Origin of the sequence: Methylobacterium sp. J-048 (assembly GCF_022829515.1) — a bacterium.
Taxonomy (GTDB): Bacteria; Pseudomonadota; Alphaproteobacteria; order Rhizobiales; family Beijerinckiaceae; genus Methylobacterium.
The window spans coordinates 37856-53076 of sequence record NZ_JAKSYL010000173.1 but is presented as its reverse complement, the minus strand read 5'-3'; the positions used below and the strand labels follow the sequence as shown (position 1 = coordinate 53076).

Annotated in this window: 11 protein-coding genes; 6 read left to right on the top strand and 5 right to left on the bottom strand. The window is 70.2% G+C overall.

Annotated features, from left to right (window positions below; translation table 11 throughout):
• Positions 1-144: 144 nt before the first annotated feature.
• Both MKL09_RS17225 and MKL09_RS17220 read left to right on the top strand, forming a co-directional pair.
• Entirely contained in the window at positions 145-1302 is a 1158-nt protein-coding gene (locus MKL09_RS17225) for an aminotransferase class V-fold PLP-dependent enzyme (RefSeq protein ID WP_244022083.1), read from the top strand.
• 122 nt (positions 1303-1424) lie between these two features.
• Positions 1425-2753 carry a hypothetical protein gene (locus tag MKL09_RS17220; protein ID WP_244022082.1) on the top strand — a complete coding sequence of 443 codons (1329 nt, stop codon included), beginning with the start codon at positions 1425-1427 and terminating at the stop codon, positions 2751-2753.
• 80 nt (positions 2754-2833) lie between these two features.
• On the opposite strand, the gene MKL09_RS17215 is transcribed toward MKL09_RS17220, so the two are convergent.
• The 3 genes from MKL09_RS17215 to MKL09_RS17205 form a co-directional block, all read right to left on the bottom strand.
• Positions 2834-3949 carry a GNAT family N-acetyltransferase gene (locus MKL09_RS17215; RefSeq protein ID WP_244022081.1) on the bottom strand — a complete coding sequence of 372 codons (1116 nt, stop codon included), beginning with the start codon at positions 3947-3949 and terminating at the stop codon, positions 2834-2836.
• A gap of 2 nt (positions 3950-3951) precedes the next feature.
• Entirely contained in the window at positions 3952-4941 is a 990-nt protein-coding gene (locus tag MKL09_RS17210) for a sterol desaturase family protein (RefSeq protein ID WP_244022080.1), read from the bottom strand.
• Positions 4942-5206: 265 nt separating this feature from the next.
• Entirely contained in the window at positions 5207-6361 is a 1155-nt protein-coding gene (locus MKL09_RS17205; protein ID WP_409566942.1) for a glycosyltransferase family 4 protein, read from the bottom strand.
• Positions 6362-6670: 309 nt separating this feature from the next.
• Between MKL09_RS17205 and MKL09_RS17200 the strand changes: the two genes are divergently transcribed.
• Complete coding sequence (locus tag MKL09_RS17200; RefSeq protein ID WP_244022079.1) at positions 6671-7852, top strand: DUF1972 domain-containing protein; 1182 nt, start codon at positions 6671-6673, stop codon at positions 7850-7852.
• Entirely contained in the window at positions 7849-9093 is a 1245-nt protein-coding gene (locus MKL09_RS17195) for a glycoside hydrolase family 5 protein (protein ID WP_244022077.1), read from the top strand. The genes MKL09_RS17200 and MKL09_RS17195 overlap by 4 nt, the downstream gene beginning before the upstream one ends.
• 188 nt (positions 9094-9281) lie before the next feature.
• Here the strand turns inward: MKL09_RS17195 and MKL09_RS17190 are convergent, their stop codons facing one another.
• Positions 9282-10577, bottom strand: coding sequence for a VpsF family polysaccharide biosynthesis protein (locus MKL09_RS17190; protein WP_244022075.1), 1296 nt, complete (start codon positions 10575-10577; stop codon positions 9282-9284).
• Positions 10574-12679: a GumC family protein gene (locus MKL09_RS17185; RefSeq protein ID WP_244022073.1), complete on the bottom strand. Its 2106-nt coding sequence runs from the start codon at positions 12677-12679 to the stop codon at positions 10574-10576. Before MKL09_RS17185 ends, MKL09_RS17190 begins: the two co-directional genes overlap by 4 nt.
• Positions 12680-13037: 358 nt before the next feature.
• Here MKL09_RS17185 and MKL09_RS17180 point away from each other — a divergent pair, with 358 nt between their 5' ends.
• Together MKL09_RS17180 and MKL09_RS17175 are read left to right on the top strand one after the other, a co-directional pair.
• Entirely contained in the window at positions 13038-14558 is a 1521-nt protein-coding gene (locus MKL09_RS17180) for a formyl transferase (protein WP_244022072.1), read from the top strand.
• 363 nt (positions 14559-14921) lie between these two features.
• The gene (locus MKL09_RS17175; RefSeq protein WP_244022070.1) at positions 14922-15170 is read left to right on the top strand and encodes a hypothetical protein; all 249 of its coding nucleotides are present in this window, start codon (positions 14922-14924) and stop codon (positions 15168-15170) included.
• Positions 15171-15221 lie beyond the last annotated feature (51 nt).

Here is a 15221-nt window from a genome sequence, read left to right as displayed (position 1 = left end):
GGACGCGGTGGCGGTCTTGGGCAGGGAGCGGATCGGCACGGTTGCCTCGCGGGGCTGTCGCCTGCCGGCTTGCGGCATCGGGGCTGACCGATCAAGCCCGGACCATGGCGGCGGTGCGGACGATCCTCTACGCTCGCCGCCATCATGCCGACTGTCGATGCGATTCCCTGCCAACGTCACCTGTTCGAGGTGCCGGCGGATGTCAGCTACCTGGATGCTGCGGCGTGGTCGCCGTTGCCGCGCACCGTTCGGGCGGCCGGCGAGGCCGGCATCCTTGTGAAGAGCCAGCCCTGGACGTTTTCCCGGCTGGAGATTCCGGCCCTCGCCGAACGGACCCGCGGGGCGGCGGCGCGACTGATCGGGGCGGCCACCGACGATATCGCGATCGTGGGCTCCGTGAGCCACGCCATGGCGACGGCCGCGCGCAACCTCGTCCCCGCACGGGGCGGGCGCCTGTTGCGGGTGGAGGACGAGTTCCCGTCCCTGCGCTATGCCTTCGACCGGTTGGCGGCCACCTATGATCTCACCATCGAGGCGGTCGCCCGGCCGGCGGACGGAGACTGGACGGCCGCTCTGCTGGAGGCGATTCGGCGTCCGGGGGCAAAGCCCCTCGCGGTCGCTACCCTGACGCCGCTGCACTGGACCGATGGCGGCCTGATCGACCTCGACCGGCTCGCCCCGGCGGTGCACGACGCCGGCGCTGCCCTGGTGATCGACGCGACGCAGGCCGTAGGGGCGATGCCCGTGGAGGTCGCGCGCTGGCGGCCCGATTTCCTCGCCTTCCCGACCTACAAATGGGCGCTCGGCCCCTACGGCGTCGCGTTCCTGTATGCCGCGCGCCATCGGCAGGACGGGATGCCGATCGAGGAGCATACCGGGAACCGCGCACCCGTGGCCGGCGCCCGGCGTTACGACCGCGGCGAAGTGAACGATCCCGTTTCCCTGTCCATGGCGGCGACCGGCCTCGAACTGATCGAAGGGTGGGGCGTCCCGTCCGTCGCGGCGCGGCTGCGTGGGCTCACCGACCATCTGGCCGAAGGCGTCGCGGCGCTGGGCCTCGCCGTCGCGCCGCGGCATCTGCGAGCAGGCCACATCGTCGGCGCGCGTGCGCTTGGCGGCTTATCCGAAAACTTCGTGGATCGCCTGCGGGAGGCCAACGTTTTCGCGAGCGACCGGTCTGGGGCGCTTCGCCTGAGCCCGCATGTCTGGGCTGACGAGGACGATGTCGCACGCTGTCTCGCTGCGCTCGAACGCCTGCTCGTCGGCCGCGGCGCCGGAAACCGAACGGAAGCGATCGGGTGATAGTTTCCGTGCGTCCGTCGGGCGAATGCGGATGCCGCGCCGGGGGCCGCGCCTAGATCATCGGGTCGAAGCGCGGCCGTAATCCCCGGAGGGATACCGCCCTCACCATCATGCCGAGATTCATGCCGCGACCCGGTGAGACCATCCCCATGCCGGCCCGCAGCCTGCGCCTCGCCACGACATTGCGCGCCGGCTTGTCCGGACGCTTCGCCGTGATCCTCTCCGGCGAGTTGATCCAGAGCCTGTTCCACTTCGCGCTGAACATCCTGTTGGTGCGCGAACTCGGCGCGCACGATTACGGCCTGTTCGCGATCGTGTTCACGGTCGGGGCGGTCGGCATCACCTATATCCGCGCCCTGGTTGCGGTGCCGGCGACGCTCCACCTCGCCCGGAGCCTCGGCCGGCCGGCGGCGCTCGGCTACGACGTGATGTTCGGCTCCGGCGCGGCCCTGGTCTCCGTGCTGATGGCGCTCGCCACCGGCGTGGCCCTGGTCCCGGTAATCGGCCTCGGCGCCCTGGCGGCCGGGGCGTTCGTGGGTCTCTACGGCTTCCGCAGCTACCTGCGGATCGTGCTGCTGGCCCAGGGGCGGCCGCGGATCGCGGGCCTGAGCGACCTCGTCTACGCGATCTGCGGCGGCCTGTTCGTCTGGTGGGGGCTGAGCGGCGAGGGCACGGCCCTGCTCGACCGGGCATTCCTCGCCATTGCCCTGGCGCACGCCATCGCCATCGCGGTGGCCTACACAGCGTTGCGCCGGCGCCTGCGCGTCTCGCTCCACGCCCGGGCCCGGGCGCGCTATCGGGCGATCTGGCGGACCCTCGCCTGGTCGCTTGCCGGCGTCACCAGCCTCACCGTCCAGGGCCAGGGCCTGACGCTCCTATTCGCCCTGCTGGCCGGGCCGGCCGCCTATGCGCCGATCGCCGCGACGCTGGTGCTGTACGCGCCGCTGCGCATCCCCACGAGCGCCCTGATGAACATGGTCCTGCCCGAGATCAGCGGCCTGCTGGCCGCCGGGCAGGTCCAGGCCGCCCGGCGGCTGGTGATGCGCCACGTCCTGCTGATCGCCTGCGCCTGCCTCGTCTACGGCCTGGTGATGGCCGCCACCCTGCCGCTGATCGAGCAGGTGCTGTTCAAGGGGCGCTTCGCGGGCGAGGCCATGGGCTGGATCGGCCTCGGCGTCTGGGCCGTCGTGACGACGTCGCTGCTCTACGCGATTCCGCGCGCCTATCTCGAAGCCTCCGCGGCTTTCCGGACGATCACCGCCGGGGCGGTTGCGAGCGCCGCTCTGGGCTTCGCCCTCATGGTGCCGCTGCTGCTCCTGCTGCCGCCGGCGACTGCGCTCCTCGGGCTTCTGGCCTCCGAAATCGCGACGCTTGTGTGGTCGGTGGGCGCGTTTCGCCGCTTGGCGGGGGGGCCGCGGGCTGAAGAAGCTGCGGCTCCGGAATCGCCCTAGCGCGACCGCCCGGTACCCCTGTTGGGAGGCCCCTTCCAGAGACGGCTCAGCATCCGCTTCACCTGAGACGCTTCACCCGTTCACGCTGCAGCCTCAGCCTCCGCCGTCTCCGACTTTCCGAAGCGCTGCTCCAGCGCGTGCCGCGTGCGGTCGACCAGATGCGCTGCCGTGCCTTGCGGCGTGCGTCCGCCCATCATCGAGGCCAGGGTCAGGCTCTCGGTCCCGAAGCGGCCCTTGAAGCCCTCGTCGCCGCACAGGAAATCCACCGTGTGCAGCCCGCGGTCGATCGACCACATGATGTAGTCCATCATCAGGACCATCCCGGGCGAGCCGCGCTCGAAGGCCGGGTCGTAGGTGGTGACGAAGGCCATCATCGTGCCGGCCTGGACGAAGTTGATCGAGACGGCGACGAGCGCGCCGCCGCATTCGAGCACGAAGGCGTGCAGCAGCCCGGTCTCGGCCAGCACTTTGACCATGGCGGGCAGCGCTTGCGAGCCCTCATCGTAGAAGGCCGTGGAGGGCAGGTTGTGGGTCGCGAGCCACGCCCGCTTGAATTGGGTGAGCGTGTCGAGCACTGGTCCGAGCGGTTCCTCGGGGCCGAGCAGCCGGAACGTCAGCGGGCCGTGCTCGCCCATGGATTTCTGGCCTCGGCGATAGTTCTGGCGGGTCTTCTTCGATTGCGCATCGAACCAGGCCTGCCCGGTCGGCCAGGGTCCGCGCACCCGCCAGTTCGCCTCGTCCCGGTGATTGAGGCGTAGGCGCGTGCTCCCGGCGATCGGTGTGAGCAGCGCCCGCGCGGCGGCGTCGGGCAGGAGCCGGTTCAGGTAGGCGAGGTCGAAGCCGCCGGCCCGGCTGGCCTGCTGCCACATCCGCCGGACGAGCCCGGCATTCGTGCGGTCCGCCAGCACGGCGTCGCCGAAATCGGAGCAGTCCTTGGCGGCCCATTCGAGCACGCGGAACCCTTTTCGCCGCACCGTGGCCAGCGGCAGGATGCCGACCAGGGTGTCGCCGCGCCAGGCCAGCACGATCGCCAGCGCTCGGCGATCCCGGTCCGGGGCGCTGGCCCACCAGGCCGAGATCCAGGCGTGACTCTGGAACACCAGGGCGCCGCTGCGGGCCCACAAATCCGTCCAGGCCGGTCTGATGGCGGCGAGCCGCTCGGCGCTGCGGACGATCTCGAAGCGTTCAGGGGACATGGTCAGGCGCCGGAGCGGGGCTGGGCGGGGAGGCCGCGCAGGCGGCGGACCTGCCGGGCGATCCGCCGGCCCATCTTCTTGAGAGGCAGCACGTAGAGCCCCGATAGGGATTGATAATCGGCGACATCCCGATCGACCAGGCCGAAGGTGAAGTCCTCGTTCGGATCGGGCACGTGCAGGGTTCCGAACAGGCGGTCCCAGAACGAGAACAGCAGGCCGAAGTTCTTGTCGTAATGCTGGGGCGCCGTCGAATGGTGGAGCTGGTGCCAGTGCGGGCAGAGGATCACCGCATTGAGCCTCCCGAACGAGATCTTGAAATGGGTGTGGCGCACGAAATCCATCATCAGGATGTTGCGCATGATGTAGACGTTGATCCCGAACACCGTCAGCTCGACCGGGTTCAGGGCCAGCAGGCTCCAGATCCCGAAGCAGATCCCGGGGATCACCCCGTCCCAGGCGCGGTTCATCAGCTCGTCGAGCGGGTGGACCCGATCCTTGGTGATGCCGACCATCACCTCGGCGGAGTGATGGACCTTATGCAGCTCCCACAGGAACGGGTAGCGGTGCTGGGCCGTGTGGTAGAGGTAGTAGGACAGGTCGTAGGCGAGCAGCATGGTGAGGGTGAACAGCACCACGGTCACCGGCCCGGGTTCGCCGAACACCGGTTGGTCGATCCCGAAGATGCTGCCCAGCAGCCGGTTGGTTGCGTAGCCGACAGCCACCACGAAGGTCACGCCGGCCGGGATCAGCAGGAACGGCATGATCGCCTTGCGGGTGACGTAGAACAGCAGGTCGGCCCGGGCGGACGGGTGGGTCATCACCTCGTGCGGCAGCGCGAATTCGAAGAACTCGGCGAATGAGTAGCGCTCGGCGGTGCGCAGGTAGGCGATCAGGGCGCAGCCGAACGCGGTGGCGAACAGCAGCCCCGCAGCGACCAGGTTCTGGGCCGAGACCCGGTCGATGATCTGCGTGATGAACCCGACGACATCCATGACGAGGCGTTCCCTCCGCCGGTCCGGCTTGCACGCCGACGGAAGACCGCCGGCTACCCTCAGACGCCCAACGCGCGCGGCGGGCGGGGCGCGCCGTGTCGAGCCGCCGCTTCGAGACCCGCCGAACCGCCAACGATCTGCGCAGAGACCATTATCGGCGAACGGTACTTACCGAATTTGACAGCACCGGTGATTGTCCACCGAAGATCGCTCAAAGGCGAATTCCGGTTCCTGGGCCGCATTTAGAAGACCGGAGGCTCGCCGCTCAGGCCGTCGGACGCGCGGTCCGTTCCGCCGTCACTGCCGTGTCCGAGTTGCGCACGCCCCGCAGGGTCGCCCGGACCATGCTGTCGATCCCCTCGGCGGCCGAGGCTTCCGAGAATAGGGTCTCGTAGCGTGCCCGGGCCGCCGCGCCGAAGCCGCTCCAGCTGGCCGGATCCGTGGCGATGCGGGCGAGCAATACGGCGATCGGCTCCGGGCCGCCGGGGGGCACGATCCAGCCGGTCTTGCCGTCGGCCACGACCTCCGGGAGGCCGCCAATATCGGTGACCAGCGGCGGCACGCCATAGGACATCGCCTCGATCGCAACCCGGCCGAGCGATTCCGGACGCTGCGACGGCATCGTCACCACGTCGGCCCAGCGGTAGAGCGACGACGGGTCGTCCACGAACGGCTGGAGCGTGACCTGCTTCGACAGGCCGGTCTCGGCGATCCGGGCGTCCAGCGCTTCCTCGCGCGCCGCGTCCTCGAAGGCGCTGCCGACGATCTTGAGCTCGATCCGTCTGCGAACCGCCTCCGGCAGGGAGGCCAGCGCCTCGACCAGCACGTCCTGACCCTTGATCCGGCTGATTCGGCCGAGCATCAGCACCCGCAGGGGCCGTGTCCCGTCATAGGCCCGATCGTTCGGTTCGGCCGGCCCGGCGATGCCGTTGTAGACCACGCGCGCCGTCGCCTCGGCGGGCAACGCGTAGGCACGCTCGGTGGCGCGCGAGTTGAACACCACGTTCGCGCCGCTCCAGCGGATCAGCCCGCGCAGCACCTTCAGCACGGCGCCTTCCGGGATCTCGTGGACATGCACGATGCTGCGGCCCGGCAGAAGACGCGCGGCGAGCAGGTAATCGGCCACCACGGTGGTGTTGACGTAGACCAGGTCGCTGTCGCGGAGGCGCCGAAGCGCCCGGGCCATAGCGAAGGGCAGCGCCATCATCCCCAGTGTGGCGAGCCGGGCGAGGTTCTTGCGCCGCAGGATCCACAGCGGCTCGATCACGATGGCGCTGGCATAGGGCTCGAGCGCCGCGACGATCGGGCCGCGCCGGGGCAGGACCACGTCGATTCGCGCCGCCGGATGGGCGGCCCGGATGGTCCGCACCGTCTCGATGAAGCAGCGATCCGAACCGTAGAGCTCGAAACCCTGGTGCACGCAGGTGATGCGGGTGACCGGCGCGCTTCCGTGTGCACGCCCGAAGGCGAACGAGCCCGCGGCCCCGGTGGCTCCCGGTGCGGCGGTGACCGCATCACGCTGCAGGGTCTGCGTCGTCTCCGGCCCAAAACCGAACGGATGCGATGCCCCACGAGCGCCAACTGGGCTAGATGATGTCGCGAGTATCGAGCTATCTACCATAAGATGAATACTTATCAGGCTATAACAACTGTGAGTTGTATCGCCTGTTTAGGCGACCGTTATTCCTGTCTCCGTACAATATGAGCCGCTAACAAGAAAGGAAGAGCTGTGCCCGTCGATGCGCCCACACTACTTATCCTTGGGACACGCGGGATTCCGGCCGCCCATGGCGGCTTCGAGACTTTCGCCGAACGACTCGCGCTCTATCTCGCCGGTCGCGGATGGCGGGTCGGCGTGTATTGTCAGGCGGAGGTCGAGCGGGTGCGGAACCGGGTCTCGACCCGGACCTGGAACGGCATCGACCTGATCACCGTGGAAGTTGCGCTACGCGGTCCGGCCGCGACCTTGGCTTTCGACGCGATCTGCGTGCACGACGCGGCGGCTCGGGGCGGCGTCTGCCTGGTGCTCGGCTATAACGGCGCGGCGTTCCTGCCCTACCTGCGGGCGCGCGGCGCCAAGATCCTGATCAACATGGACGGGATCGAGTGGCGCCGGCCGAAATGGCCGCTGCCGGTGCGGGCGTTCTTCTACCTGAGCGAGTGGATCGCGGCCTGGTCGTCGCAGCGGCTCGTCGCCGATCACCCGGCCATTGCCGATCATCTCGCCCGGCGTCGCCCGCGCAGCGCCATCGCGACGATTCCCTACGGGGGCGATCCGCCGCCGCCGGATCTCGGGCCGCCGCCCCTCGGGCTCGCCCCCGGCCGCTACCTGGTCTCGATCGCCCGCATTGAGCCCGACAACAACATCTTGACCCTCGTCGAGGCGTTCTCACGCAAGCCGCGGGGCATGCGGCTCGTGGTGCTCGGAACGTTGAAGGTCGGCAACGCCTATCACCGCGCGGTCGAGGACGCCGCCGGGCTGGAGGTGTTGATGCCGGGGGCAATCTACGAGCCGGACCTGGTCCAGAGCCTGCGGGTCCACGCCCGCGCCTATCTCCACGGCCACACGGTCGGCGGCACCAACCCGTCGCTGGTGGAAGCGCTGTGGGCCGGCAACGCCGTGATCGCCCACGACAACCCGTTCAACCGCGGCACGGCCGGCGACGGTCAGTTCTATTTCACCGACGGCGACAGCTGCGCCGCCGCGATCGAGCGGGTTCTCGCCGACGACGACGCGGTGGTGGCCGCTCGCGAGGCGGCGCGCGCGCAGGCCGAGCGCTTTCGCTGGGACGATATTCTCGCCGCCTACGAAGACGAGCTGCGCCGGGTCGGCGGCTACCCTCGGCTGCCACGCTCGCGTTCCGGCGTGGAGGCGAGCCCCGCCCGGGCCACGGCCGGGATCGACGGATGAGGGCGAGCCGGCGGGAGATCCTGGCCGGCGGGCTCGCTGTCGCGAGCACCGGCGCGCTCCCGGCCGCGTCCGCCCCCGAGCCGCTGCCGCTCCGCCGCGGCATCGCCCTGTGGCCGTGGTTCTCGCTTACCACCGAGTTCCCGGCCCCGCGGACCGACTATGCCTGGCCGCCGTTCCAGGCCGACCGCCCCGTGCCGACCCGGGACGACCTGCGCCGTCTGGCCGGGCTGGGCTTCGACTTCGCGCGGCTGCCCCTGGATCCCGGACCGTTCGTGGCCTTCACCGGCACCCGCCGCACCGAGCTCCTCGGCACACTCTCGGCCGCGATCGACGCCGTGCTGGCGACCGGGATGCGCGTCCTCGTCAACGTCCAGGCGAACGCCGCCACGCACCACTACACGCCGGACGCCTTCTACGGCTCCGATCGGGCGCCGCTCTATCCGGCCTATCGCGACCTGATCGCCGAGCTGGCCGGGCTCTGCGCCCGGAAGGGCAGCGGCCGGGTGGCGCTGGAGCCAGTCAACGAGCCGCCGCAGGCCTGCGGGGCCGGCGCCTGGAACCGCGTCCAGGCGGGGCTCCTCACCGCCGCCCGGGAGGCTGCGCGGGACCTGACATTGATAGCGACCGGCGCCTGCGGCAGCCTCGTCTCCGGTCTGACGGCCCTCGACCCGGCAAATCTCGCCCGGTTCGCGCCGCTGCTCTACACCTTCCACTTCTACGAGCCGTACCTGTTCTCCCACCAGGGCGCGACCTGGCTCACCGAGGAGCCGTTCTACCGCTGGCTGAACGCCGTGCCCTGGCCGGGCAATCCGGCGCGCCTGCCTGAGACCTTCGCCGCGATCCGCGCCCGCATGGCGGCCGACCCCAAGATCCCGCAAGCCGAGAAGGCCCGGGATCTCGCGGTGATCGAGGCGAAGCTGCGCGAGTATGGCGAGGCCGAGCCGGGGCCGGCCTATCTGGCGAAGGAATTGGCCCCGGTCTCGGCCTGGGCCGACCTCTACGGGATCCCGGCCCGCCACGTATTGATGGGGGAGTTCGGGGCATTGCGCACCGATGCCCGCTACACGGCCTCCAGGGCGGCGGACCGCGCAGCCTATCTCGGCGACGTGCGGCGCGCGGCGGAACAGGCGGGCTTCGCCTGGTCGTTCTGGAACCTGTTCGACGGGCTGGGGCTGATGGACGACGCCCACGTCATCGACCCGGCGCTGGTGGCGGCGCTTGGACTTGGAGGGGGCCGATAAGCAAGTTCGCCCCGGGGGGCTCCTCCCACCCTCCACCTCATCCTGAGGCGACGGAGCGAAGCGAAGGCCTCGAAGGAGCCCTCCAGCCAGCCGCGTGATCCCTGGAGGGCTCCTTCGAGGCGCCCGCTTCGCGGCCGCACCTCAGGATGAGGGCATGGGTGGGAGAAGCCGAGGAGCCGACCGAAGCGTCAGCCCCGCTCCCGAGGGGCACCCGGCGGAAACAGCACGATCAGCATCATCGCGAACTTAGCGAGCATGGTGGTCTTTCCCGCCAAGCCCTCGAAGGTGTTGATCAGGATGACGAAGGTGAGGATCGGCAGCCAGACGCCGCGCCGGCAGGTGCGGGCGATCTCGCCGAGATAGAGCCCCACCGCAACCACCAGCAGCGTCGTCACAAGGATGCCGTGGTAGAGCACGTCGGAGATGATCGAGTTCTCGATGCCCCATTCCAGGCCGTAGATCCGCCGCAGGGTGCTCACCTGCAGGAGGTCGGGGGCGAGCAGCAATTGCCGGAACGGGATCGCGTCGAAGATCGCCAGCATGTCGACCCGGGCCTGGGCACTGCCGCCGTCGGAAACGAACCGGCTGAGCAGTGTGTCGAAGAAGCCCACCGCCGCGAGCACCGCGACCATCACCGGCAGAGCCGTCAGGACGAAGCACGCGCAGGCCGCCCCGATCAGGGGGATCCGGTTGCTCCGCAGGGTCCGGTTGAGGGCGAACAGCCCGACCATCCCGCCGAGCGCCAAGGTGGTCACCGTGGCCGACCGGCCGCCGAACGTCACGAGCGCCACGAGCTGCACGGCGATCATTCCGGCCCGCAGCGCCGGACTCAGCCGGCCGCCGCCGTTCGCGAGTGCCAGGATGTAGCACGCGGTGAGCGTCGCGTTGACCAGCGGGTGGCCCTGGAGCGCGGCCGAGCGCGTGTCGGTCTCGAACGCCATGCCGTCGAACCGGAACGGGAAGAAGCGCTGACCGCTGGCGAACTCGAACAGGCCGAGCAGCGCGTTGGCGAGCATCATCAGGTGGAAAACGGTCTCGACCCGCCGCAGGGTCGCGGCGTCGCGGTCCATGAGCAGGATCGGGATCAGGCCGGACAGCACGAAGGTGTCGATCGAGCCGGCTAGGCCCGTGCCGCCGCGGGCCGCGATCAGCACGAGGAGCAGCACGCCGCAGGTGGCGAGCAGCACGGAGGCGGGCCGGCGGTTGAGCGCCTGGGCCACCGGGATCACCGGGTTGCCGGCCCGCAGCATCGTCCAGCCGACCAGCGCGACCGCCATGTAGGTCGCCGGATGGATCTTCGAAGGCGCGGAGCCGCTGATCCCATCGTAGTTGAGCCCGAGCGCCCAGAGCAGGCCGCCCGACACGCCGACCAGCACCACGGTCAGCAGCACGAAGGCCAGCGACTCCACCCGGGCCAGGCCGGCGCCGGGCCGCGTCCGCGCCGCCTGCCGGTGCGCGAAACCCGCCGGCCGCGCCGTGTTCACGCGCTGCGCCGGTCGAGCAGCAGGGAGCCCGAGACCGGCCGGCCCAGGGCTTCGGAGGTGTCGACGAGGTCGATCAGGTCGCGCTGGCGGGTGGCGCCGTTGCAGACGACGAGCAGCAGCCGGTCGGCCGCCGCGGCGATCGGGCCGAGCCGCAGGTTTTCCGACAGCACACCGCCATCGACGATCACCAGCTCGAATCTGCCCTTCACGCCCGCCAGGAAGCGCTCGATATGGGCAGGCACGAGCGCGTCGCGGATCGGCTTCTGGGTATCGCCGAGCCCGATCCTCCGGGCGCCGGTCTTCGGATCGACCTGCGTCACCGCGTTGAGGCTCTGTTCGCCGCGCAGGACGTCGAGGAGGCCGGCCGCACCGGCGCCGTCGGCGCGCAGGTCCGCATCGATCAGCAGCACCCGGTCGCCGCGGGCCACCGCCACCGAGGCGAGCAGCCCGATCACGGCCCGGCGCTCGGACGCCTCGGCCTCGCCGGAGGTGACCAGCAGCACCAGCGAGCGGCTGCGCGTTCCCGCGTCGCTGGCGAGGTGGTCCAGGGTGAAGTGCGCGGCCGCGGTGCTGGCCCCGCCCGGCTGCAGCCCCGGGATCACCGCGACCACGGGCGCGTTCGACAGACGCTCGAGCTGGCGCGGCGACAGCACCGTCGGCTCCAGGTATTCCCGGGTCAGCGCGAGGCCGGCGCCCAGCCCGAGGCCGCCCGCGAGGGCCGCGGCGACCAGGATCAGCCGCGGCGGCCAGCTCGCATCCTGCGGCGGCCGGGCCGAGGTGATGATGCGGGCGTTCGAGCTGTCGATGGCCGACTGCTCCTTGATCTCGCGGGTGCGGACCAGGAACGTGTTGTAGACCGTTCGCGCCGCCTCGACCTCCCGCTCCAGCTCGCGCAGCTGGACCGAGGATTGCGCGGTCACCGCCGATTGCTTCTGCAGCTTCTCCAAGTCGGCCGCGATCGACTTCTCGTTGGCCAGCGCGCGCTGGTACTCGGTCTCGGCGGCGCCGGCGATGCGGTTCAATTCGGCGTCGATCAGCCGTCGGACATCCTGCATCTGCGTGCGCACGGCGGCGATGTAGGGGTGGCGCTCGCCGAGATTGGTGCGCAGATCCGCTTCCTTCGCGGCAAGCTCGGCGTATTGCCCGCGCAGCCGGTCGACCGCCGAGGACTGGACGGCCTCCGGCATCGCCCCGGACCCGACCGCCTGGCCGCGCGCATCCTTGATGCCCTGCAGGCGCGCCTTCGCCTCTGCGGTGCGGCCGCGGGCCGCCACCAGCCTGGCGTTCGAATCCGTGAGCTGCTGCTCGTTCACGAGCCGGCCGCTCGACGCGATCAGGCCGTTGCGGGCCTTGTAGTCTTCGAGCTTCTTGTCGGCGGCGTTGACGGCGGCGCGCAACTCGTCGAGGCGCCCGCGCAGGTCGCCGGTGGCGCGCTTGGCCGCGTCGGAGCGCGCCTCGGTCAGGTCCGCCAGGTAGGCATTGGCGATGGCGTTGACGATCCGCGCCGAGAGATCCGAGTCTACCGTGGTGACGACCACGTCGATCACGAACACCTTGTCGGCACGCTTGACCGCGAGCTTGCGCCGCAGCTGGTCGAGGGCGCGGCCGCGCGAATCCACCGGCCGCTCGGGCTTGGGCCCGAGCACCATCTCGCGCAGCGACGCGACGGTGCGGGAGATCAGGCCTTCCTGGGCGACACCGAATCCCGGCTCGGTCTCCAGGTGCGCCTGCGTCACGGCCCGGCCGAGGACGGCGTCCGACTCGATCACCTTCACTTGGCTCTCGACCTGGGCGATGCCGCCATCCGGCGAGAGGGCGCCGGGATTGACGTCGTTCAGCACCACCTGCCGGTCGCGCGGGTCGATCAGGATCTGCGCAGTGGCGGTGTAGAGGGACGGCGTGATCAGGGCATAGGCCAGGACCAGCAGGCCGAGCACCAGGGCGGTGCCCAGCACGGTGCGCTTGCGCCGCCACAGGATGCGCCACAGGTCGCCGAACTCGGCGGTGGTCTCGGGCCGGGTCGGGCCCGGCCGCTCCGGTTGTGCCGAATGGACCGGCGCGAGCCAGGTCGCGACGGCAATGTTACGGTCGATCTGTGCCACGATCGGTCACCATCGTCTCGAACTCGGTCGGTCCCTCGCGGGCTCCATCTCCTACTGCAAGAGCCGCGCAGACTGCTGACAATCCCTGAAGACTGCCGAGGGACGTGGCTGCCGGCACGGATTACTCGGCGTCTGGTAAACGCCCTCCGACAAAACCGGCTGCCTCTAGAGTTATCGTTCCCGTTACCGTTTGGGAATTAGATCGGATCTGCGGCCGTTATCCTGCGGATCGTCTGGAGCCGTCCCCGATTGCCTTGCATCCGGGAACGGTACCAAGTCCTTGATTTGACGTGCTCGCCTGCCGCGAACCGGCATCCACTTCGGCGGCGAGCGCTCCAGTTGGGCGAGTGCGCTCATCATGCATGTGAGAGTTCGTCTGGACGGCGCCGCGCCGCGCCGCTGGCAGATCACGCTGCTGCACCGGATCGCCGGCACACCCGGCATCCGGGCGGTCAGCGTCGATGCCGCCTCGGTCCCGGATGGGTGGCCGGACAATCTCGAACTGCTGTTCCGGCTTGAGGCGCTGATCCACGGCCTGCAACGTATCGGTTCGGAGCGCCTGCCGCCGACTGCCCTCGATCCCTGGCGTCGGCCCGGCGCAACGCCGGATCTCGTGCTCGACCTGTGTGGCGATCTCCCGGCCGGCCCGGCTATCTGGCACCTCGCCTATGACGGACGGCTCGGCGACGGCGCCTTGCCGGCCAGTCTGCTTGCCGGCGCCGCTCCACGGCTGACGCTGATGGAGGCCGGCCGCATCGTCGCGGAGGGACGGCTCGGCACCGACCGGCCGGGCATTCTGCTGGCCGGCATGGACGACGCCCTCGCCCGGACGGTGACGCTGGTTGCGGCTGCCCTCGGCCGGCGCGTCGTCGGACGCGGCGACGCGCTGGCGGCCGAACCGACGCCGTCCTCCGAGCCGACGCGGACCCTGTCGGGCGGCGAACTCGGGATCCGGGCGGCGCGGATGCTGGCCGGCGCCGTCATCCACCGCCTGTACCGTCTCTGCTATCGCGCCCCGCACTGGCGCTGCGGCTGGCGGCGCCTCGACGGGCCGGATCTGATCGATCTCGGGCGCCACCCCGACAGCGGCTGGATCACGCTGCCGGATGACGGCCGCCGCTTCTACGCCGACCCGTTCCCGCTCGCCTTCGCCGGGAGCACGCACGTCTTCGTCGAGGACTTCCCGCACGCCACCGGCAAGGCGATCATCTCGGCGGTCCGGTTCGGGCCGGACGGCCCCGAGGGAACGCCGGTTCCAGTGCTGGAGGAGCCCCATCACCTGTCCTACCCGTTCGTGTTCGAGCGCGACGGCGAGGCCTGGATGGTGCCGGAGAGTTCCGCCTCCGGCACAGTCGATCTCTACCGGGCGACCCGCTACCCCGGCGGCTGGGTGAAGGAGGCGACGCTGCTCTCGGGTGTCGTCGCCAGCGACGCGACGCTCCTCGAACGGGACGGCCGCTGGTGGATCTTCGCGACCGTGCGCGACGCCGCGCCCGACGCGCCCGCCGGGTGCGGTTCCTACCACGATGCGCTCTGCCTCTGGTCGGCCCCCGATTTCCGCGGTCCCTACACGCCGCATCCGGCCAATCCGGTGCTGATCGATCCCGCGACCGCGCGGCCCGCCGGGCGCATCGTCGAACGCGGCGGCCGCCTGATCCGCCCGGTCCAAGATTGCATGCAGGGCTACGGCCGCGCCCTGGGGCTGGCGCGGATCGACCGCCTCGATCCGGAGGGCTTTGCGCAGACCCTGATCGGCCGCATCGAACCCGGCCCCGCCTGGGCCGGGAACCGCCTTCATACGGTGAATACGGGCGGCGGCATCGAATGCATCGACGGGTCGGCCCGGGCGCCGCGAATCCGGTTTCCCGGCCGCGTCTGACCGCGCACCGGGGCCGTCGCATCCAAGGCTTCGAGCGTCCCGTTCGCCGGACGCAGGCGCAATCAGCGCGGATTGAGCGTTGGATTTGAGGCGCAACGGGGCGTCGGAAAAACCGCCCCTCGTCCCGATGCGCCGGGTCGCCCTCACGAGGTGATCTGACCCACGCCGCAAGCTCCGGCGTTTCAACCCGGACTGACCAGCCCTTCGCGGACCAACACGGTATCCCGTCACCGGGCCGATACCTCATTGGTGGATAACGCAACTTGCGCGTGCTTTAATTCGCTTGGACTAATTGCATAGATTGTATTTTGCCGTGAGGATGTCTGGTAACGAGGGCTTTCGATCCACCGGGAAGGCTGTTTCATGAGTGCGAGCGAGACGATTCAGCCGAATACGCCTGCGCGGAGCGGTCTGAATGCCAGGCTCGCGCAGATCGCCGCGGTGGCCGGTGTCCCGATCGAGGCGTTCTTTTCCGAATCCGCACCGGCGCCGCAATCCGGGCTGGTCGAGCTGATCCGGCTCTGGGACTCGGCCGCCACCGAGACCATGCGGGCCGAGATCCTGGCCGGCACCCGTGCCGTGGTCGCCGGGACGAATGGCCGGTCGCGCTGACAAATCCGGACAGCACCGAATGCCGCAGCCCTGATCCCGGCCGCATCGATA

What these genes read in the sequence shown, in the direction of transcription:
- MKL09_RS17225 (WP_244022083.1), top strand. Translation starts at nt 145, where the DNA reads ATGCCGACTGTCGATGCGATTCCCTGCCAACGTCACCTGTTCGAGGTG.
- MKL09_RS17220 (WP_244022082.1), top strand. Translation starts at nt 1,425, where the DNA reads ATGCCGCGACCCGGTGAGACCATCCCCATGCCGGCCCGCAGCCTGCGC.
- MKL09_RS17215 (WP_244022081.1), bottom strand. Translation starts at nt 3,949, where the DNA reads ATGTCCCCTGAACGCTTCGAGATCGTCCGCAGCGCCGAGCGGCTCGCC.
- MKL09_RS17210 (WP_244022080.1), bottom strand. Translation starts at nt 4,941, where the DNA reads ATGGATGTCGTCGGGTTCATCACGCAGATCATCGACCGGGTCTCGGCC.
- MKL09_RS17195 (WP_244022077.1), top strand. Translation starts at nt 7,849, where the DNA reads ATGAGGGCGAGCCGGCGGGAGATCCTGGCCGGCGGGCTCGCTGTCGCG.
- MKL09_RS17180 (WP_244022072.1), top strand. Translation starts at nt 13,038, where the DNA reads ATGCATGTGAGAGTTCGTCTGGACGGCGCCGCGCCGCGCCGCTGGCAG.
- MKL09_RS17175 (WP_244022070.1), top strand. Translation starts at nt 14,922, where the DNA reads ATGAGTGCGAGCGAGACGATTCAGCCGAATACGCCTGCGCGGAGCGGT.